General features: G+C 37.9%; 15 protein-coding genes and 6 pseudogenes. 17 read left to right on the top strand and 4 right to left on the bottom strand.

Features of this window, described 5'->3' with window-relative positions:
• Positions 1–22: 22 nt before the first annotated feature.
• The 4 genes and pseudogenes from NSQ85_RS06680 to NSQ85_RS06695 all read left to right on the top strand — a co-directional run bounded on the left by NSQ85_RS06680 (position 23) and on the right by NSQ85_RS06695 (position 4,613).
• On the top strand, positions 23–1,438 hold the full coding sequence (locus NSQ85_RS06680) for a flippase (RefSeq protein ID WP_179973759.1): 1,416 nt from the start codon (positions 23–25) through the stop codon (positions 1,436–1,438).
• A gap of 10 nt (positions 1,439–1,448) precedes the next feature.
• Entirely contained in the window at positions 1,449–2,549 is a 1,101-nt protein-coding gene (gene glf, locus NSQ85_RS06685; protein ID WP_179973758.1) for a UDP-galactopyranose mutase, read from the top strand.
• A gap of 67 nt (positions 2,550–2,616) precedes the next feature.
• Positions 2,617–3,550, top strand: a pseudogene (locus tag NSQ85_RS06690) (capsular biosynthesis protein).
• A 10-nt stretch (positions 3,551–3,560) separates the two neighbouring features.
• The gene (locus NSQ85_RS06695) at positions 3,561–4,613 is read left to right on the top strand and encodes a galactofuranosyltransferase (RefSeq protein WP_179973757.1); all 1,053 of its coding nucleotides are present in this window, start codon (positions 3,561–3,563) and stop codon (positions 4,611–4,613) included.
• Between the two features lie 41 nt (positions 4,614–4,654).
• On the opposite strand, the pseudogene NSQ85_RS06700 reads toward NSQ85_RS06695, so the two are convergent.
• The 3 genes and pseudogenes from NSQ85_RS06700 to NSQ85_RS06710 all read right to left on the bottom strand — a co-directional run.
• Positions 4,655–5,902: pseudogene (locus tag NSQ85_RS06700) on the bottom strand (ISL3 family transposase).
• Positions 5,903–6,064: 162 nt separating this feature from the next.
• Positions 6,065–6,640, bottom strand: coding sequence for a VanZ family protein (locus tag NSQ85_RS06705; protein ID WP_179973756.1), 576 nt, complete (start codon positions 6,638–6,640; stop codon positions 6,065–6,067).
• 234 nt (positions 6,641–6,874) lie between these two features.
• Positions 6,875–7,015, bottom strand: a pseudogene (locus NSQ85_RS06710) (IS6 family transposase); the annotation flags it as partial.
• Between the two features lie 76 nt (positions 7,016–7,091).
• Here NSQ85_RS06710 and NSQ85_RS06715 point away from each other — a divergent pair.
• From NSQ85_RS06715 to NSQ85_RS06755, 9 genes and pseudogenes are all read left to right on the top strand, one after another.
• Positions 7,092–7,271, top strand: coding sequence for a hypothetical protein (locus NSQ85_RS06715; protein WP_232087308.1), 180 nt, complete (start codon positions 7,092–7,094; stop codon positions 7,269–7,271).
• Positions 7,268–7,435: a hypothetical protein gene (locus NSQ85_RS06720; RefSeq protein ID WP_232087307.1), complete on the top strand. Its 168-nt coding sequence runs from the start codon at positions 7,268–7,270 to the stop codon at positions 7,433–7,435. Before NSQ85_RS06715 ends, NSQ85_RS06720 begins: the two co-directional genes overlap by 4 nt.
• 17 nt (positions 7,436–7,452) lie before the next feature.
• Positions 7,453–8,045, top strand: a pseudogene (locus NSQ85_RS06725) (histidine phosphatase family protein).
• 78 nt (positions 8,046–8,123) lie between these two features.
• Positions 8,124–9,260: an AI-2E family transporter gene (locus tag NSQ85_RS06730; RefSeq protein ID WP_179973755.1), complete on the top strand. Its 1,137-nt coding sequence runs from the start codon at positions 8,124–8,126 to the stop codon at positions 9,258–9,260.
• Between the two features lie 145 nt (positions 9,261–9,405).
• A pseudogene (locus NSQ85_RS06735) lies at positions 9,406–10,774 on the top strand (glycoside hydrolase family 1 protein); the annotation flags it as partial.
• 254 nt (positions 10,775–11,028) lie between these two features.
• Entirely contained in the window at positions 11,029–11,307 is a 279-nt protein-coding gene (locus NSQ85_RS06740) for a phasin family protein (protein ID WP_002950837.1), read from the top strand.
• A 17-nt stretch (positions 11,308–11,324) separates the two neighbouring features.
• Positions 11,325–12,902, top strand: coding sequence for an ABC1 kinase family protein (locus NSQ85_RS06745; protein ID WP_179973753.1), 1,578 nt, complete (start codon positions 11,325–11,327; stop codon positions 12,900–12,902).
• Between the two features lie 3 nt (positions 12,903–12,905).
• Positions 12,906–13,526 (top strand): SGNH/GDSL hydrolase family protein, encoded by a 621-nt coding sequence (locus NSQ85_RS06750; RefSeq protein WP_179973752.1) that lies wholly within the window; start codon positions 12,906–12,908, stop codon positions 13,524–13,526.
• A complete protein-coding gene (locus tag NSQ85_RS06755; RefSeq protein WP_179973751.1) occupies positions 13,523–14,374 on the top strand; it encodes a patatin-like phospholipase family protein in 852 nt (283 codons plus the stop codon). The genes NSQ85_RS06750 and NSQ85_RS06755 overlap by 4 nt, the downstream gene beginning before the upstream one ends.
• Positions 14,375–14,662: 288 nt before the next feature.
• Here NSQ85_RS06755 and NSQ85_RS06760 read toward each other — a convergent pair whose 3' ends face one another.
• On the bottom strand, positions 14,663–15,859 hold the full coding sequence (locus NSQ85_RS06760) for a cation diffusion facilitator family transporter (RefSeq protein WP_179973750.1): 1,197 nt from the start codon (positions 15,857–15,859) through the stop codon (positions 14,663–14,665).
• Positions 15,860–16,156: 297 nt separating this feature from the next.
• Here NSQ85_RS06760 and NSQ85_RS06765 point away from each other — a divergent pair, with 297 nt between their 5' ends.
• The 4 genes and pseudogenes from NSQ85_RS06765 to NSQ85_RS06780 all read left to right on the top strand — a co-directional run bounded on the left by NSQ85_RS06765 (position 16,157) and on the right by NSQ85_RS06780 (position 19,883).
• Complete coding sequence (locus NSQ85_RS06765; RefSeq protein ID WP_179973749.1) at positions 16,157–16,810, top strand: uracil-DNA glycosylase; 654 nt, start codon at positions 16,157–16,159, stop codon at positions 16,808–16,810.
• Between the two features lie 19 nt (positions 16,811–16,829).
• Positions 16,830–18,098, top strand: coding sequence for a dihydroorotase (locus tag NSQ85_RS06770; RefSeq protein WP_179973748.1), 1,269 nt, complete (start codon positions 16,830–16,832; stop codon positions 18,096–18,098).
• Between the two features lie 330 nt (positions 18,099–18,428).
• Positions 18,429–18,617: a DUF2207 domain-containing protein gene (locus NSQ85_RS06775; protein ID WP_232087304.1), complete on the top strand. Its 189-nt coding sequence runs from the start codon at positions 18,429–18,431 to the stop codon at positions 18,615–18,617.
• A gap of 372 nt (positions 18,618–18,989) precedes the next feature.
• Positions 18,990–19,883: pseudogene (locus tag NSQ85_RS06780) on the top strand (DUF2207 family protein).
• Positions 19,884–20,314 lie beyond the last annotated feature (431 nt).

Consider the following 20,314-nt stretch of genomic DNA (forward strand, 5'->3'; position numbering starts at 1 on the left):
GTCTAAACAGAGTCATATACATATGAAAGTTTTAAAAAATTATGCCTACAATCTTTCCTATCAATTACTGGTCATTGTTTTACCAATCATTACGACACCTTATGTTACTAGGATTTTTAGTTCAAAGGATTTAGGTACTTATGGTTACTTTAATTCGATTGTGACCTACTTTATTCTTTTGGCAACTTTAGGTGTTGCAAACTATGGTACTAAAGAGATTTCAGGACATCGAAAGGATATTCGTAAAAATTTCTGGGGTATTTATACCCTCCAATTGATTGCGACTATTTTGTCTCTTGTCTTGTATACATCATTATGTTTGTTCTTTCCTGGTATGCAAAATATGGTGGCTTATATCTTAGGATTAAGCTTGATATCGAAAGGAATGGATATTTCTTGGTTATTCCAAGGTTTGGAGGATTTTCGTCGTATTACCGCAAGGAATACAACGGTAAAGGTTTTAGGAGTTACTTCTATCTTCCTATTTGTGAAAACACCTGGTGATTTGTATCTCTATGTTTTCCTATTGACCTTCTTTGAATTGCTTGGGCAATTAAGTATGTGGTTACCAGCGAGACCTTACATTGGAGAACCACAATTTGATTTATCCTATGCTAAGAAACATCTTAAACCTGTTATTTTGCTGTTTCTCCCTCAGGTTGCCATTTCACTATACGTGACTTTGGATCGTACAATGTTGGGTGCCTTGTCATCGACAAATGATGTAGGGATTTATGATCAGGCTTTGAAAATAATTAATATTTTGTTGACGTTGGTGACTTCATTGGGAAGTGTAATGCTTCCAAGGGTATCTGGTCTTTTATCTAACGGAGATCATAAGGCCGTTAACAAGATGCATGAGTTGTCTTTCTTGATTTATAATCTTGTGATTTTTCCGATAATAGCAGGTCTCTTGATTGTTAATAAGGATTTTGTTAGTTTCTTCCTAGGGAAAGATTTCCAAGAGGCTTATCTTGCCATTGCTATTATGGTCTTTAGGATGTTCTTTATCGGTTGGACAAATATTATGGGAATCCAGATTTTGATTCCACACAATAAACATCGTGAGTTTATGCTCTCTACGACTATTCCGGCTGTTGTCAGTATTGGACTTAATCTCTTGTTAATTCCTCCATTTGGCTTTGTTGGTACCTCAATTGTATCAGTTTTAACAGAGGCTTTGGTATGGGTTATTCAATTGAATTTTTCAAGGATATTCATCAAAGATGTGTCAATCCTTCCAGCTATGTCAAAAATTATCTTAGCATCAGTTGTCATGTATCTTGGACTCTTTGTCTTTAAGATGTTTGTGCAATTGAAACCAATGCTAAATGTAGCAGTAGATGGTCTTGTCGGTGCTATCATTTATATTGTCTTGATTATTGTCTTACGTGTCGTTGATATGAAAGACTTGAAGCAACAGTTAATGAAAAACTAAGGAGAAAAATATGTACGATTATCTTATCGTTGGTGCTGGTTTGTCCGGAGCAATCTTCGCACATGAAGCTACAAAACGTGGCAAAAAAGTAAAAGTGATTGACAAGCGTGATCACATTGGTGGCAATATCTACTGTGAAGATGTTGAAGGTATTAACGTTCACAAGTATGGTGCTCACATTTTCCATACCTCAAATAAAAAAGTTTGGGATTATGTCAACCAATTTGCTGAATTTAATAACTATATCAACTCACCAATTGCTAACTACAAGGGCAGTCTTTATAACCTTCCATTTAACATGAATACATTTTATGCTATGTGGGGCACTAAGACTCCTCAAGAAGTTAAGGACAAGATTGCTGAGCAAACGGCTGATATGAAAGATGTTGAGCCTAAAAACTTGGAAGAACAAGCTATCAAGTTGATTGGACCAGATATCTACGAAAAGTTGATCAAGGGATACACTGAAAAACAATGGGGACGTTCTGCCACAGACCTGCCTCCTTTCATCATCAAGCGTCTTCCGGTTCGTCTGACTTTTGATAACAACTATTTTAATGACCGTTACCAAGGAATTCCGATTGGTGGTTACAATGTCATCATTGAAAATATGCTTGGAAATGTAGAAGTAGAGCTTGGAGTTGACTTCTTTGCCAATCGTGAAGAGCTTGAAGCTTCAGCTGAAAAAGTTGTCTTTACAGGAATGATTGACCAGTACTTTGATTATAAACATGGTGAGTTGGAGTATCGCAGTCTTCGTTTTGAACACGAAGTCTTGGATGAAGAAAATCATCAAGGAAATGCCGTGGTCAACTACACAGAGCGTGAGATTCCTTATACTCGTATCATTGAGCACAAGCACTTCGAGTATGGTACACAACCTAAGACAGTTATCACACGTGAATACCCAGCTGATTGGAAACGTGGAGATGAACCATACTACCCAATCAATGATGAAAAGAACAATGCCATGTTTGCTAAGTACCAAGAAGAAGCTGAGAAAAATGACAAGGTTATCTTCTGTGGACGTCTTGCAGATTATAAATACTACGACATGCACGTGGTCATTGAGCGTGCTCTAGAAGTCGTTGAGAAAGAATTTACTATATGACACAAGAATGACACAAGAAAAAATTAATATCGTTGTTCTTTAGGTAGATGGAAGTACCCCAGAGTTTATCCGTGAGAAACAAGCAGTTACTGAGAATGTTTCTGATTTGAACCAAGAAATTGATGGTGAGCAACGTTATCGTGATTATGGTATTTTTAATTACTGGTTCCTAATGATTGAAAAGCATGCTCCTTGGGTAAATCATGTTTACTTAGTCACCAATGGGCAAAAGCCAGACTGGTTGAATTTGGAACATCCAAAACTCAAATTGGTAACTCATAGGGAATTTATGCCTAAAGAATACCTACCGACCTATAATTCAGCAGCTATTGAGCTTAATCTTCATCGTATTGAAGGGTTGTCGGAGAACTACTTGTATTTCAATGATGATACGTACTTGATTAGAGACAGTCAACCTTCAGATTTTTATAAAAATGGTCAGCTTAAGCTTTTAGCTGTTTATGATGCCTTAGTTCCTTGGTCACCAATTTACTAATACTTATCACAATAATGTTGAATTAATTTATCGCCATTTTCCTAATAAGAAGGCTTTGAAGTCTTCGCCATGGAAATTCTTTAATTTCCGTTATGGTCCCTTGGTTTTGAAAAACTTGTTACTCTTGCCTTGGGGTCCTACGAGATACGTGAACCAGCATTTACCTGTTCCGATGAAGAAGAGTACCTTGGCACATTTATGGGAAATTGAAGGTGAAATTTTAGATAAAACATCGCGAAATCCAATTAGAGACTATGGAGTAGATGTTAATCAATACATCTGTCAGCATTGGCAAATTGAAAGTAACCAGTTTTACCCTATGTCTAAAAGTTTCGGAGAGACAATCGGTTTGAATCAGGTGGATAAGCTGGAATCTATCTTTAAAGATAGACGTAAAAAACTACTTTGTGTGAATGATGATGTTGACTTTAAAGAGGAGAATATCATTCGTTTAAAGGAAATCTTGAATGAATACTATCCTGAAAAATCAGCTTTTGAAAAATGAGAAATAAGAGATGAAATACTATTTAAAAGAAGAATTTTTACACGATAACGATGTTAAAAATGCCGGTAATAAGGCTCGTAATGATGTTGAAGAAATTGTAAAGAGAGAAGGTTATCAATCCTTGGTTCTTTCAGTTGATAATTGGTACGAGATGGGTACACTTAAAAAACAGCTTCATAAATCTAAGGCTATTGGTCAGGCCTTGAATCAACTAAAGCAAGATGATGAGTTACTTATTCAGTTCCCAATGCTTCATCATAGTTTTTTCACAACACATCATATAAAGAAAGCACAGAAAAAAGGCGTAAAAGTTAATTTTATTATCCACGATTTAGAAGCTCTTCGTTATATCAATGTTGAGAATCTCCCTTTGAAGCATAAGATTCGCATTCAAATTCAAGAATCAGGTCTTCTTGGTGCAGCTGATGGTATCATTGCCCACAATCCAATTATGAAATCTGTATTGGTAGATAAAGGAATTTCGGCAGATAAGATTGTTAGCCTTGGCATTTTCGACTATTTGATTCCAAATTTCCAAGAGAAGACAGGTTTCACGAAGAATCAGCCAATTATTGTAGCTGGTAACTTGGCACAAGAAAAAGCTGGTTATCTTTACTCTCTTCCTGCAGAACCTGCTTATAACCTTTATGGTGTCGGCTTCGACGAAAGCAGAGCTCTTGAGAATGAGAACTACTTTGGTTCCTTCCTACCTGATGAGCTTCCTGCAGCTCTTGAGGGTGGTTTTGGGCTTGTCTGGGATGGCGACAGTGCTGAGACATGTAGTGGTGTTTTCGGCGAGTACCTTCGCTATAACAACTCTCACAAGGCGTCACTTTACTTGGCCTCAGGATTCCCGCTTGTCGTTTGGAAACAGTCAGCCTTATCTCATTTTGTGCTTGAGAACGGCTGTGGAATTGCAGTAGATTCTCTTCAGGATTTGAAGGCTACCATTGACAATCTTTCAGATACTGATTACCAAGATTTGGTTGAAAATACCAAGCGTGTCGGTAAAGGTATTCTTGATGGTCACTACCTACTTACTGCATTGAACAATTTAAAATAAGGACTCTTTGTCAACTGTAGTGGGTGACGAAAAGCTAACATCTAGAGAGGACCGGATAGGTCCTTTTTTATGCATGTTCAGAGTGATGAAGACACGCTTCTTAAAGTTGATAAAGTTTCTAAAACCGAAGCCCAAACGTTTGATGTCTTTGATCAACTTATTAGTCGCTTCAAGTTTTGCGTTTGAATAGTCCGTTTCTAGTGCGTTTTTGATGTATTGCTTGTGTCTAAGAAAAGTCCTAAAGACAGTTTGAAAATAATGATTGACTTTGCTCCTATTTTCCTCTATCAGGTCAAAGAACTCATCTACTCTCTTCTCCTGAAAGTGAAAAAGCAAAAGCTGATAAAGTGTATAGTAGTCAGTAAGCTCTTTTGAAAAGACTAGTGTCTTCGCAACGACTTCATGTGGTGCTAAAGTTTGACGGAAAGTCTTAGAATAAAAAGAGTTGAGAGATAGTTTACGGCTGTCCTTTTGGAAGAGTCGCCAATGATTTTTCAAGGCTCGATAGGGTAGTGGCTTCTTATCGAACTGGTTCATGATTGCAATTCTAGTGTTTAAAAATGCTCTACCAAGGTGCTGGATAATGTGGAAACAATCAAGAACGATTTTTGCGTTTGGAAAGAGTCTGCGGGCTAGTGGGATATAAGCTCCAGACTTATCCATCGTGATAAACTGTACCTGTTATCGGACTTTCAATGGATACTTCAAAAGTAGTTTCGTATAGTAGTTTGGCGGCGATTATCAAGGATGGTTATGAGTTGGTTTGTCTCATAGTTTTGAGCCACAAAAGCCAACTCCCCTTTCTTGAACCCAAACTCATCCCAGGACATAACAGCAGGGAGTTTGTCATAATGTTCCTTGAAAGTAAATTGATCAAGCTTACGATAGCCAGTGGACGCCGACATGCGAAGTCTTCTTGCAATATCAGTTAGTAACACCTTCTCAGTTAGGAGTTGTGTAACTTTTTGTCGGACTAGATTGGAGATTTGGCAGTTTTTCTCAACGATAGATGTCTCAGCTACCGTGACTCTCCTACAATTTTTACACTGGAAACGACGTTTTTTCAGACGTAGTAGAGTTGGCGTTCCCGCTTGCTCGAGAAGAGGAATTTTAGATTTTTTTTGAAAGTCATATTTGATTATCTTTCCTTGGCAGTGAGGACATGATGGTGCAGGGTAATCAAGTTTTGCTTGAATCTCGATATGAGTGTCGGTTTCAAAAACAAGTGAAATAATGATATTTTGGTCTTTAATTCCGATTAATTCTGTGGTATTCTTAATAGGTCTCATAAGTTCTTCCTAATGGTAGTTTCGTCGCTTTTCATTATAGTTCTTATGGGACTTTTTGTCTGCATTCAAAAAGCTCTATAATCTCTACAGTGGTTTTACCCACTACAGAAATTATAGAGCCAATATATCTCCTGTCTATTTTTATGCTACTTTTGGGTTAGCTCAATTCAACCGCCTTTTAATCTCCCAACAACAATAATACCCAATCAAACAACCCAAAAAATTCAAGATAATATCACTAATGGCAAATGTGCCCAAATAAAAGATAAATTGAATGGTTTCAATTCCTAAAAGAGTGACCAAACTGACAATGACAAACTGTTTGAAATCAGTATTGATACAGTAAAGGCCACCTAAAGGAATGAAGTAGATAATATTTAGCACTGCCTCTTGAATCGTTCTGGTATCCGCTTTTATAAAGTCAAAAGGATTCAGTGATATCGCCTGAAAATCAGTTGTTTTAGTAAAAAGCACCATGAATAACAGTAATAAATACACACTGAAAGCAAGATAGAGATAAATAACTGAAAAATGTTTGAGGTGATACTGGATGCCAAACAACCAGATAATCAGCGTTAATAAGAGTATTAAAGTTAATGTGGTATAGTCAAAGTGGTTAATCAACCTAGTCAGGCTTTGATAGCGAGTGAGAACGGGCATAATCAGCCAAGTAATCGTCGCATAACTCAGGATAAATGTGACCAATAAACTGCTGAGGTAGATCATATATTTTCGCAACTGTTTCTAACTCCTTTTCTTGATGAGATTAACCCTATTTTAACATATTTTAAAACTGTCATGGTTTTATGAATTTAAAATAAAGTTCAATAAATTTTTTGAAAATTTTGGAAAAAGACGTATAATAAAATCATGAACGTATGAATCAGGTAAGATATCAAGGAGGATATCAGATGACATGGTTCTGTTGCGAAGTTTGAAAATCAAACGTGCCTTCTCTGAACTCCAAATATCTTAGGCTGTTATTCCCATTAATACCTTAATTTCAGTAGACACCGAAAAATCAAAGAGCGTTCCATTTCTTCGGTTCTTTTTATATATTCCTCGAAGGGTCTCCATGCCCTTAATCGTGGAAGAGGCTGTACGGAGACTTTTGACCGCCTGCATTTTGTAGCCGAAAACAAATGGTGGTCAGGTGGTTAGCTATGGCAAGCTTCTGTGTCAGGAGTTTATGGCATCAAATGATGTTGAAAAATTACTAAGATATTTTAATTATGATTTGTTAGATAAACCGACTATATTTAATGGTGCTAAATCTGCTTATATGCTATCAGGAACGAAACTACATTTTGGTAAAGAGATGATAATAGAAGAAGAGCAATCCGCTATGGAAGCATCCATTAACGTTTGAATGGGCTGGAGGATTTAGATGATGATTTCATCAAAATTACCATGTTGCTGTGTCCTGAAGAGCCTAATCAGGTTTCGCAAGCCCTTAATCGTGATTTTGATGGTAATCTTGTCGCTGTTCCAAGCGGTTTTGGGGCTATTGACTTCATTTTAGGTTTATATTAAAAAAGGGTGGTAAAGTAATGAAATTCTATTTAATGCGACATGGTCAAACACTTTTTTGACACACTTAATCGGATTCAAGGGTGGTGTGACTCGCCCTTGACTGAAAAAGGGAGAGACCAAGCTCGTCAGGTACGTGCTTATTTTGATAAATATCATATGACTTTTGATCATTATTACTGCACGACAACTGAAAGGGCTTCTGATACCCTTTAATTGGCTACAGGGCCTACTGATTATAAACGTGTTAAGGGTCTTAAGAGTTTAACTTCGGTATCTTTGAGGGGCAACCGGAGTATCTTCATCCTAAAACTCAAATTCAGGGCCATTTCGGTAACCATTATGTTCAGTTTAGCGGGGAAAGTCAAGCCCAGTTTGTAGATCGAGTGGTAAATTGTGCTAGGGAGATTTAGATAAACATCCTGATCAGTCTATTTTGGCTGTCAGTCACGCAGGAGCTTTGATGACTTTTCTTCATGCTGTGGAGCCGGAGCGTGCCTTTCAGTCTTGTCCAGGTAATTGTGCCATCTTAGTTTTTGATTATGATGGATCGGATTTTCATTTTGTCAAACTAATAAATCCTTTAACTGATCAAGAATTCATGGAGTTTTAGTGTCTTTCTATGATCAAAGATAGTAATAAATCCTTTCTTAGTGTATAATGGAAGGGTATTTTAAATTTTGGAGTGCCTATGAAGTTTACGAAGAATCAGTTCATTTGGTTGGTTGTGCTGTTTTTCAGCTGTTTCTTGATATATACCTATTGGGAAACAGCTGTTTCGATTTGTAACAAGATATTTGTTGCTAGTCAGCCCTTCTTATTTGGAGCGGGAATTGCCTTTGTGGTCAATATCCTAATGTCTTTTTATGAAAAAATACTGATCAAGTTTATACCATTTGGTTTTATCACTAAAATTAAACGTCCCGTTTCTCTGCTCTTGGCTTTTGCAACTATCGGCTTGATCTTTACTTGGGTAGTATTCACTGTCCTTCCTGATTTGATTGACAGTATTAATACCTTGATTAGCCAAGATCGCTCAGCTATTAATAATTTGATTAATTGGTTGCTAAAGAATAAATCTTTGCAGAAGATCATCCAAGACCTGGGTGGTGTGACACAGGTTAGAGAGCTAATCAATAGCTACAGTGCACAGTTGCTTCAACAAATTATGAATGGCTTGACGAATTTCTTGACTTCTTTGACTAGCCTACCGTCAACTTTGATTAATCTCTTTATCAGTATTGTCTTTTCTTGCTATGTCTTGGCTGGGAAGGAGAAACTTGGTAGTCAGGTTAATCGCTTAGTCGATGTTTATTTGGGTCGTTATGGTAAGACTTTCCACTATGTGGTTGCAATTCTCAATAATCGTTTCCACAATTTCTTTGTCTATCAGTCGATTGAAGCCTGCATTTTGGGAACCTTATGTTATATTGGGATGCGTATCTTTAATTTTCCTTACGCTGCGACCATTTCTATTCTGATTGGCTTTTCAGCAATGATACCAGTTTTGGGTGCCTATATTGGTGTTACTATTGGTACCATTTTGATTATGACTCATTCCGTGACCTTGGCACTTTTATTTGTTGCCTACGTGGTTGTTTTGCAACAGTTTGAAGGGAATCTCATCTATCCTTATGTAGTTGGTGGTTCTACCGGACTTCCAGTCGTTTGGGTTATCTTGGCTATTACCATAGGGTCTGCCTTAGGGGGAATCCTGGGTATGCTGGTTTCCGTTCCAATAGCCGCAACCCTTTATCAGATTGTTAAGGATAATGTGGTTACACGAGAAAAAGCCAAAGCAGTTGCTTCTTTAGAAAATAGTGATTAATTCAAACAGACTTCGGTCTGTTTTTTCGTGTTATAGTATCGGATTTCAATAATATAGTATAAGTGTAATCGATTTCTAAGTGTCATACTATGAGTAACTTGAACAATAAAAGTTACAAAAGATGACTTATACATTTCTGAAATAATTTCTCTGGGGGGGAGCAACAGCTGCCAACCAGTTCGAATGTGCTTATAACTTAGATGGCAAAGGCTTGTCTGTGCAAGATGTGACTCCCAAAGGTGGTGTCCCTTTTGAAGCCTTTGACTACTGAAGAAGCAACACCAGATAATCTAAAGCTTGAAGGTATAGATTTCTATCACCGCTATAAAGAGGATATTGCGCTATTTGCAGAGCTGGGCTTCAAAGTCTTTCGCATGTCGATTGCTTGGTCTCGTATTTTCCTGAACGGTGATGATGCTGAGCCAAATGAAGCAGGGTAGCCTTCTACAATAAGGTTTTTAACGAATTGGCTAAGTATAATATCGAACCTCTGGTCACCTTGTCTCACTATGAAATGCCACTAAACTTGGCACGTGAGTACAACGGATGGACTAATCGTAAAATAATTGGATTTTATGAGAATTATGTTCGTACAGTCTTTAAACGCTATAAAGATAAGGTCAAATATTGGTTGACCTTTAATGAAGTGAACTCTGTTCTACATGCACCGTTTATGTTAGGTGGTATTGCAACTTCTATGGAAGGGCTATCTAAACAAGAACTCTACCAAGCTGTTTACCACGAGTTGGTTGGTTCAGCTTCAGCAACTAAGATTGGCCATGAAATTAAGACTGAGTTTAAAATTGGTTGTATAGTTCTTGCCATGCCTGCGTACGGGATGACAGCTACTCCATTGGACCAGTTGGCGGTTCCTGAGTTTGAAAATCAAAACTATCTCTTATCTGATATTCATGCACGTGGAAAATATCCGAACTATATTAAATAGTACTTCAAAGATAATGGTATTGAAATACAATTTCTCCCTGGTGACGATGAAATCTTGAAGAATACCGTTAATTTTATTTCATTCTCTTATGCTCTATGTCTGGAGCAACAGCACACAACCCAGAAGACTATAAGGTTGGTAAAGGCAACATCTTAGGTGGTGTCGAAAATCCATACCTTGAGAAATCTGAATGGGGCTGGGCTATTGATCCAATTGGACTTCGTTTGGTTTTAGATGACTTTTATGATCGTTATCAATTGCCATTGTTTATTGTCGAAAATGGTCCTGATGGTCCGACAGTTGAGGATGATTATCGTATGATTACCTTCAAAAACACTTGATTCAAGTTGGTAAAGCTCTTCAAGATGGAGTAGAACTTTTGGGCTACACGACTTGGGGACCAATTGATTTGGTTTCAGCCTCGACTGCAGAACTTAGTAAACGTTATGGTTTCATCTACGTTGATCGAAATGATGATGGTAGTGGTAGCTTGGCACGTTATAAGAAAAATTCATTTTCTTGGTATAAGTCTGTTATCGAAAGTAATGGTGCCGCCCTTTGTAAATAGAAAATTGTGATGAATCCCGCACATACCTGCAACTCATCTTTAGTATTTCGATACAATGTTTATTAATAAAGATCCCAACTATTTGAATAAAGTTATAGTATTAGGATACTATAACTTTTAAGAGGATTAATTCACTATAACTTACACATTTTTTGAAAAAGTGGTAGAATAAAAGTGTGAAAACGTTCTTATATTTTCTGAAGAAGTAGCTAGACTATTTCTTTGCTTTTCCTATTCAGATGGAGGTAATGTTCATGAATAATTTGAAAAAAGTTCTTTTAGCTGGTATTGGTTTGACTGCTATGACAGTAGATAAGGCTGATAGTTTTGTCCAAGAATTGGTTGAAAAGGGCCGTTTGACTGTCGAAGAAGGTAAGGAATTAGAACAAGAGCTAAAACGTCAAAGTAAAGAAGGGTCTCAAGAATTTTTAGCTAAACTTGACGCCAAGAAAACTTCAGTTGAGTATGCGACTAAAGATGATGTGAGACGTCTTGAAGAAAAACTTGATGCTTTGCTCAGTCAGAATAAATAAAATGTAAGGGGACTAAAATGGCAAGTAAACGATTGAGACATGTGTTGAAGGTTTTCTCGTCAGTTGGTCTCCTTTTTTATCGTGAAAAACACCTTCCTCAAGACCAACAAACAACACCTGTCAAGCTCCGTCAAGCTTTCGAGCAATTGGGACCAAGTTTTGTTAAAATTGGGCAAATTCTATCGACACGCTCGGATCTTTTGCCAGAGGCCTATATCCGAGAATTATCAAAACTCCAAAGTAGTGTTCCTCCATTGAATAAAGAGGAGGTCATGACTGCCATTAGGCAAGAATTGCCAACTGATCTTTCTGAGGTTTTCGTCGATTTTTCTAAAGAGCCTCTGGCCTCTGGGTCTGTCGCTCAGACCCATCGAGCAAGGTTGTTGTCTGGTCAGGAAGTGATTATAAAAATTCAGAGACCAGGTATTGATGATATCGTAAAGGAAGATATCCAGCTTCTTATTAAGCTTGCACGGCATATACCCAAGCATTTTATCTCCATGGTCGATGTTCAAGAGGTCTTGGAAAATCTGCGTGAAACCCTAATCAAGGAACTTGATTTCAGGAATGAAGCAGAGGCCATGAAACGTTTTAGGGCTAACAATAAGAGAGTGGTTTGTCTGGGTGTTCCAGAGGTTTATGATGAATTCACGACACCTCATCTCATAGTCGAAGAGTACATCAATGGGATTCCGCTTAATCATTATAGTCAACTGCTTGAAGCTGGTTATGACTTAGAAGATGTAGGCAAGAAGCTTATGCTGTCGTTTATCAAGCAAGTCTTTAAAGATGGTTATTTTCATGGCGATCCTCATCCTGGAAATCTGTTTGTACGTGATGGCAAGATTTATTTCATTGATTTTGGGATTATGGGTGAGTTGGAAGTAGGGATGCGTTCGTCCTTAAATGATATCCTATATAGTTTTACCGCACAAGATGTTGACGGCATGACCAAGGCAATCCTATCAATCACCCAGTTTGATAATGGTCTAAATAGTGCAGTTCTAAGTCAGGATGTGGAGCAGATGCTGGGCCGTTATTCTGGTGTAGACATAGGAAGTTTGTCGATGACAGATTTGCTTGAAGATTTGCTGACTGTTTTCCAGAAGAATCATCTTAAAGCCCCTTCTCAAATCACTATTTTGGAGAAGGCTTCGCTTGAAATTGAAGGTATTTTTCGAGAATTTGCACCAAATATTGATCTTATGACCCTGGCCAAGGATTACTTCCTAGAGAATATGGGGCCGGATATGCTTAAGCAGGCCTTAAATAAAGAGACTATCTTGATTGAGCTCTTTTACCTGCTTCGCAATGGGAAAAATATTCCACGCCATCTTCATCAGCTTTTGGAGCAGATTTTAAACGGACGAATCGTGCTTAACCATGATTTTATTAACTTTTCAGGTAGGGTTAAAGTCTTTGAGAAAGTTTTAAATAACATGGTTTTAGCCTTGCTGACATTAGCATTTCTTCTGTCTGGTGCTCTTTTGTCCAATAAATCAGATTTTCAAAATCTTGCTTGGCTTTTTCTTGGACTTGGAACTGTCCTAGCTTTAGTTACTGTAGGTCGTATAATATTTAATAAAAAAGGATAAGGTATGATTGAAACAACTAGGCCTGAGCTTGTGGCCTATCAAAAAGAGCGTTTAGCTAAATTTGTAAGTGAAAATCAAAAGTTAGACAAGGGCCAAATTGTTTTTGTAGGGGACTCCATCACGGAGTTTTTTGCATTGAAAAAGTACTTAGGTCGAGACTTTCCTTTGGTTAACCGCGGAGTTGCAGGAATAGACTCGGTTTGGCTTTTAGAACACCTTAAAGAGCAAATTTTAGATTTGGAACCCAGTAAATTGGTTATCTTGATTGGAATTAATGACATTGGACGAGGTTACCCCGTTCAAGATGTTGTCAATCGTATTTCCGATATTATCATGACAATTCGACAAGAATCTCTATATACAGAAATCTATTTGCTAAGTATCTTTCCTGTCAGTGAAAGATTGGAACATGCCTCGAATGTTAAAATTCGAAACAATGCTACTGTAGGTGAACTTAATCAACAACTAGCAGTCCTACCTGGTGTGACTTATGTTGATTTGTTTGATTACCTTACAGATGCTCAAGGACAGTTAAATGCCAACTACACAACTGATGGTTTGCACTTGAATCCACAAGCTTATCAGGTCATAGCAGAACCAATTATAAAGGAGATTTTAGAATGAAGGTAGGCTTAGTCCTCGAAGGCGGTGGTATGCGTGGCTTATACACAGCTGGAGTTTTAGACGCTTTTTTAGAAGCAGGGATTAAGGTGGATGGTGTTGTTTCGGTATCTGCTGGAGCGCTCTTCGGTGTCAATTATCTCTCTAACCAACCCAAAAGAGCTCTTCGCTATAACAAGCGATTCATGGGAGACCGTCGTTACATGAGTTTTTGGTCATGGTTGACAACCGGTAACTTCGTTAATAAGGAGTTCTCCTATTATAAGGTTCCTATGGAGTTAGATGTTTTTGATCAGGACGCTTTTGCTGAGTCGGGTGTTCCCTTCTATGTGGTCGCTACAGATATTAAGACGGGAAAACCAGACTATATTAAGATTGATCATGTCTTTGAGCAGATGGAAGCCCTTCGTGCCAGTTCTGCCCTACCTCTGGTTTCTGAAATAGTCGAGTACAAGGGCAAACGCTACATGGATGGTGGTCTGGCTGATAGTCTTCCTATTGATTTCATGGAAAGTATGGGATTTGACAAACTTATTGTAGTTTTGACACGTCCTAAGGGTTATCGAAAACATCCTTCTAAAACTAGCAAGCGCATCTACAAACTCTTTTACCGCAAGTATCCTGAATTTGTTGAGGTTGCTTCAAATCGACATATTCACTACAATAAGAGCATTGAGAAGATTGAGACCTTGGAAAAATCTGGAAAAGTCTATGCCATTCGTCCAGAGCATGCGCTTGAAGTTAGTAGATTGGAAAAGGACCAAGAAAAGTTCGAAGCCATTTATCAAGAAGGATTGAAACAAATGCGTAATGATATGACCAATCTCAAAATATTTCTTGGAGATAACTAAAAGCGTGCTTTTCTGATGGACATGGTTTCGAAGACCAAATACAGCGTCATAGCCTTAGACATATATTTTATATGGGTTCTGTCATAGGTGGAACCCAGTTATATACTTAATAGAAATTGCGTATCAATCAAAATTAAAAAACAAATTTAATAGTGATAAACACCTCCATTATACCGTATAAAATACTTAGCTTTCGAAATATTTTATATTTTAATACATTTTTTAGAATCTATAGTGGTTTAAAAATCACATACTTTTGATAACAAAAAAAACAAGCTGATTTGCTCGTTACTCTTTATCTTTTATAGCTGTAACTTGATGGTAAATCATAAACCATGTCTCATTTCGGCGCCAGATGCTGGTATGGAAATTTCCTCCCAGTTCGTAACTAATTAATTTAGTTTTTTGACTGATGGATGTCATCTTAAACTTGTCAAAGTTATTGAGAAGCGGTTGATGATTAGCAATGACGTCTTCCCGGTTCTGACGATGGCCGTTTTCATCAATCAAAAAGAAATCGGGTGCTAAGAGGTTTTCGTAGCCTGGAATCTTTGATAAGATAATCTTTTCATTCCGAATGAGTTTGCGAAGGACATTCCCATAAATTTCGTCTTCAGGAATTGCAGCAGGCTCTACATGGACATCAGTATCATAGACAGAAAAACGCTTACTGAGGATTTCTTCAATTTGTTCCGTAATGGCGTGGCTCTCGTAGACGGAGAGGTCAGGGTTCATTTCAACCACAATATCAAGGTAGATATTACTACCATAGGAACGTCCACGTTGCTTTTTAACTTTGGTAACTTTAGGAATATTCAGAATGGCTTTTTCATAGGCCTTAAGATTTCTTTCATCAAAGCCATCTGACAAGCTGAAGGTTGCTTCCATGAAGATATCATAGGCTGTCTTTAGGATGAAGAAGGTGATGATAATAGCAGTAATATAGTCTATGATGGTAAGGTTGAAGGATGCTGCGACGATGGCAATTGAAGTTCCAATAGAGGTCACGGCATCTGATAGGTTGTCCTTAGCAGCTGCGATAAGGGCACTGGATTTTAGTTTTTTCGCTAACCCTTTGTTATAGAAATAGACTGCACACATGACAATAGCAGAGAGGATTCCGACGGCAGCACCAAGAGGATCGACGACAGTTTCTTCTCTTAAAAAAATCTTTCGGACTGTTTGAATTAGGACTTGGAAGCCTACTACAAACATGATAAAGGAAGTAACTAAGCTTGATAAATCTTCAATCTTCCAATGTCCAAACCTATGATTTGAATCAGCTGGCTGACTAGCCAGCTGTAATCCAATGAGTAGGGCGATATTCCCCAAAATATCAGATAAGTTGTTAAAACCATCGGCAATCAATGAGCTGGAGTTTAAAAAATGTCCAGCAATAAGTTTGGCAATGGTAAGAAGTAAGTAGGCTGCAATACTAACGATGGGACCTCGTCTGGCTACCCTTAAATTTTCATACGTCGTCATAGATTTACCTTTTTGTTTAATACAATAATTTATTATAGCACAAAAGAATAGTTACTTAAAGCCTGTAATACCTTGATTGTTAATATGAATCGTCTTTCTTAAAAGGAAAATATTAAAGAAACAGCTATCACATACTATTTTTCAGTATTTTCCGAATATATTGTTAATATGAATCGTCTTTCTTAAAAGGAAAATATTAAAGAAACAGCTATCACATACTATTTTTCAGTATTTTCCGAATATTATCTACAAAATGTGGTATAATTTAGTGTGTATAACAGTCTAAAAGAGGTTTTTATGGAACATTCGACATGGCACAGGCTTCTAAAAGAGGAATTGCCTAACCATTATTTTTCAAAGATAAATCAGTTTATGGACAAGGTCTATGAAGAGGGAACAATTTATCCCCCACGAGACAAGGTATTTAATGCTTTGTTAGAGACTCCTTTTGAAGAAGTCCGGGTGGTTATCCTTGGACAGGACCCTTACCATGGTCCTAATCAGGCTCAGGGTTTGTCATTTTCAGTACCTGAGACGATTCCAGCTCCACCTTCTTTGGTTAATATTCTCAAAGAATTGGGGGAGGATCTTGGTCCTAGAAGTCATCATGATTTAACAACTTGGGCCGAGCAAGGAGTGCTATTACTTAATGCCTGTCTGACTGTTCCAGCTGGTCGAGCCAATGGTCATGCTGGTCAGATTTGGGAACCTTTTACAGATGCTGTGATTAAGGTTCTCAATCAAAAGGATACTCCGGTTGTCTTTATACTTTGGGGCGGCTATGCTCGTAAGAAGAAATCACTAGTAACCAATCCTAAGCATGCCATTATTGAGAGTGCTCATCCTAGCCCTTTATCGGCCTATCGCGGTTTTTTTGGCAGCAAGCCTTTTTCAAAAGCCAATGCCTACCTCGTATCTCAAGGACAATCCCCGATTGATTGGTTGAAGTAAGATAGAAAGTTGGAAGATTATGTTACTGATTAAAAATGGTCGTGTTGTTGACCCTAAATCTGGTTTGGACACACAAGCCGATGTTCTTGTAGACGGAAAAAAAGTCGTTAAAATTGCTGAAAATATCGATGTGGGAGATGCCCAAGTTATCGATGCGACTGGTCTTGTGGTTGCTCCTGGTTTGGTGGATATCCATGTTCACTTCCGTGAGCCAGGTCAAACCCATAAGGAAGACATTCATACGGGTGCCTTGGCAGCGGCTGCAGGTGGTTTTACAACAGTTGTGATGATGGCTAATACGAATCCAACGATTTCAGACAAGGAAACTTTGAAAGAGGTCTTGACTTCAGCAGCTAAGGAAAATATCCATGTTAAGTCTGTTGCGACTATTACAAAGAACTTTGATGGTGAAAATATTACTGATTTCAAGGGTTTGCTTGAAGCAGGTGCTGTTGGATTCTCAGATGACGGTATTCCATTGACCAATGCTGGGATTGTCAAAAAAGCCATGGAGTTAGCTAAAGAGAATAATACCTTTATCAGTCTTCACGAGGAGGATCCTGATCTTAATGGTGTTCTCGGTTTCAATGAAAATATTGCTAAAAAAGAATTTCATATTTGTGGGGCAACTGGCGTAGCTGAGTACAGCATGATTGCGCGTGATGTCATGGTTGCTTATGATACACAAGCACATGTTCATATTCAACACTTGTCAAAAGCTGAATCTGTAAAAGTCGTTGAGTTTGCTCAAAAACTTGGAGCACAAGTCACTGCTGAAGTGGCGCCGCAGCACTTCTCAAAAACTGAAGACCTCTTACTCTCAAAAGGCGCTAATGCCAAGATGAACCCACCACTTCGTTTGGAATCAGACCGTCAAGCCGTTATCGAAGGTTTGAAATCTGGAGTAATCTCAGTCATTGCTACGGACCACGCGCCACACCACGCAGATGAAAAGAATGTGGCTGATGTGACTAAAGCACCATCAGGGATGACTGGTCTGGAAACCTCTCTATCTCTTGGTTTAACTTATTTAGTTGAAGCAGGACATTTAAGTTTGACAGAATTATTGAAATTAATGACAAGCAACCCATCTGATCTTTATGGGTTCGATGCCGGTTATTTGGCTGAAAATGGACCAGCAGACCTTGTTATCTTTGCAGATAAGGAAAAACGTCAGGTTACAGCAGACTTTAAGTCTAAAGCAGCCAATTCACCATTTGTAGGCGAAGAGCTTACGGGCAGTGTTAAATACACTATCTGTGACGGTGAGATTGTTTATCAAGCCTAAATAGTGGATTAGAGCAGGGGCAAGGAGATTTTTGGTCTTGCACCTGCTTTTTTAGCCATTAAAGGGGGCACAGATGAAAAATTCTTTTGTTTCTGATTGTTATTCTTACCATCCTCCTGCCGACAACAACAATTCATGCAAAAGAGGTAAGATATGACATTGCTTCCCACAAGGGAACCTAATTATAAATGATGATCGCAATGGGACCTTCACCCAGGAAGTACCATATGTTTTTAATAGTGACTATAATGGACAATATGTGGCACTTGGATATGCTGATCCAGTACCTAAAGGATTCATGATTTCGGAAAACCTAGTGTTTCAGCAACCGTGAATGGTCAAGAAAAGAATGATATACAAGTTGAGGAAACAAATCTTTCTGACGGTAGTAAACTCAAAGTTTACAATTCGGGTTCTGAGGGGGATAAGGTTGAGCTAAAAATTACCTGGCAGATACAAAATATGTTGTCACTCTATTCAGATATTGCTGTTTTAAACTGGTTCCCCATCTCAGATTAGGATGAATCAATCAACCATGTTGACTTTGAAGTTGAAGGTCTAGATGCTAGTAATGGCGAGCTTTATGCTCATATACAGGGTATTTTGGAAAAAACTCCAGAAGTAGAGAGGACTTCAAACGGTTATCGTGTACAGGTTGAAGACTTACCGCCAGGTGGTAAGCTAGAACTACATGCCTATTAGCCTATGACATCTGCGTTAAAAGATGGTCATTTGTCAAATATCAGTGATGAGAAATAAAAGGAAAAGTTTATAGAGAAGGAAGTATCTATTAGTAAGATAACGACGGCCTATTAGAATGGTTTTTACAAGGTTTTGCCTAAAGTGATGGTTGGTTTCTTTATTCTCGGCTCTTTCTTCTTTTGAAGAGTTTTGAGATGGACAAAGGAGCCTTCCTTCCCATACGATGTCCGAATATATGAAGCTCCTCAAGATTTATCACCTTTAGTTTTAGCAAAAAATATTTATAATCAATCATTTGATAAAACAGGACTTGGCGAAGAGAATGGACATTTGAAATTTAAGAACACGGTTCAAGCAATAATCCTAGATCTTATCGATAGAGGCTACATAGCCTATAGCCAAGAAAATGGTGTTGATACTCTAAGACGAATTTCAAAGGTAGGCTTAGCAGACTATGAGTTTGATTTCCTTGAAATGTTGTTTGATGATCGTATAGAAATCACGGATCGCGAGAGATTCTCTTGATACTATCTTGACGAGAAAGGGTTAAGAAAATAGTTTAACAACGCTAAGTCTAATGATGAAAGAGATTCTGTTCGTGAATAAGGACAGCGTATCAGGAGGAAATTTGTTAAAGATGGAAGAAGTGTTAATGAAGGTGTGAATCAAGAAATTGCCTTACTTGGTCTTCCTAACCTATATCGAGACTTTACCTTTAAAGAAAATATGTTTACTACTTTAGGAAATGTGGTCTTTGCTCTACTTTTTATTATTCCTACACTAGCAACAATAATTTTATTTGCGGGATTTGGTTCTGGCCTAGGAGTTATTTATCTTGTGGTTTCACTCCTTCTTGCTTTAGTTTGGCACTCTAATAGAAAATCTATTGGAAAAAGACAAAAGAGAACTTTAGCCCCATCACATACCGAAGAATATCGTCATTGGCAATATTTCGAAAGCATGCTCCGAAGTATTACATCCTTTAGGCAATCAGAACTCGAATCCGTTATCCTATGGAATCGTATCTTGGTTTATGCAACACTCTATGGACAAGCGAAAAAAGTAAGTGATGTGCTAAAATGATATAATATTCACCTCAGCAATCCATCTTTAGATGAGTTCACTCATTCTGCAACGCCATTTATTATTTTGAACAACGTTAGTCGCTTAGAATCCTATGTTTCGACTTCGGATACCGTAAGTAACTTTTCTATCAACTCAAACAGTGGTAGTGGAGGTTGAGGTGGCGGTGGCTTCTCCAGAGGCAGAGGCGGTGGTTCCTTCTAAGACCAGAAAAACAATTACTTAAGTCTTGCCATTAAAGAAAAGGTATACGGGATAAAGAATGCCTATAGAATGGTATGTCTAAGATTCTTGTGAGAACTAGCTGTTATTAGAGACACAAGATCAATGAAGACAGATTTTGGGAATGGAATTCCTAAGAAACTGAAAGCTATAATGCCTAAACCTGTTAAGATGAGAATTCAATATCTCGTCGGTCTTTGAGTAGTTAT

Source organism: Streptococcus sp. FSL L8-0526 (assembly GCF_038007145.1).
Lineage (GTDB): Bacteria > Bacillota > Bacilli > Lactobacillales > Streptococcaceae > Streptococcus > Streptococcus thermophilus.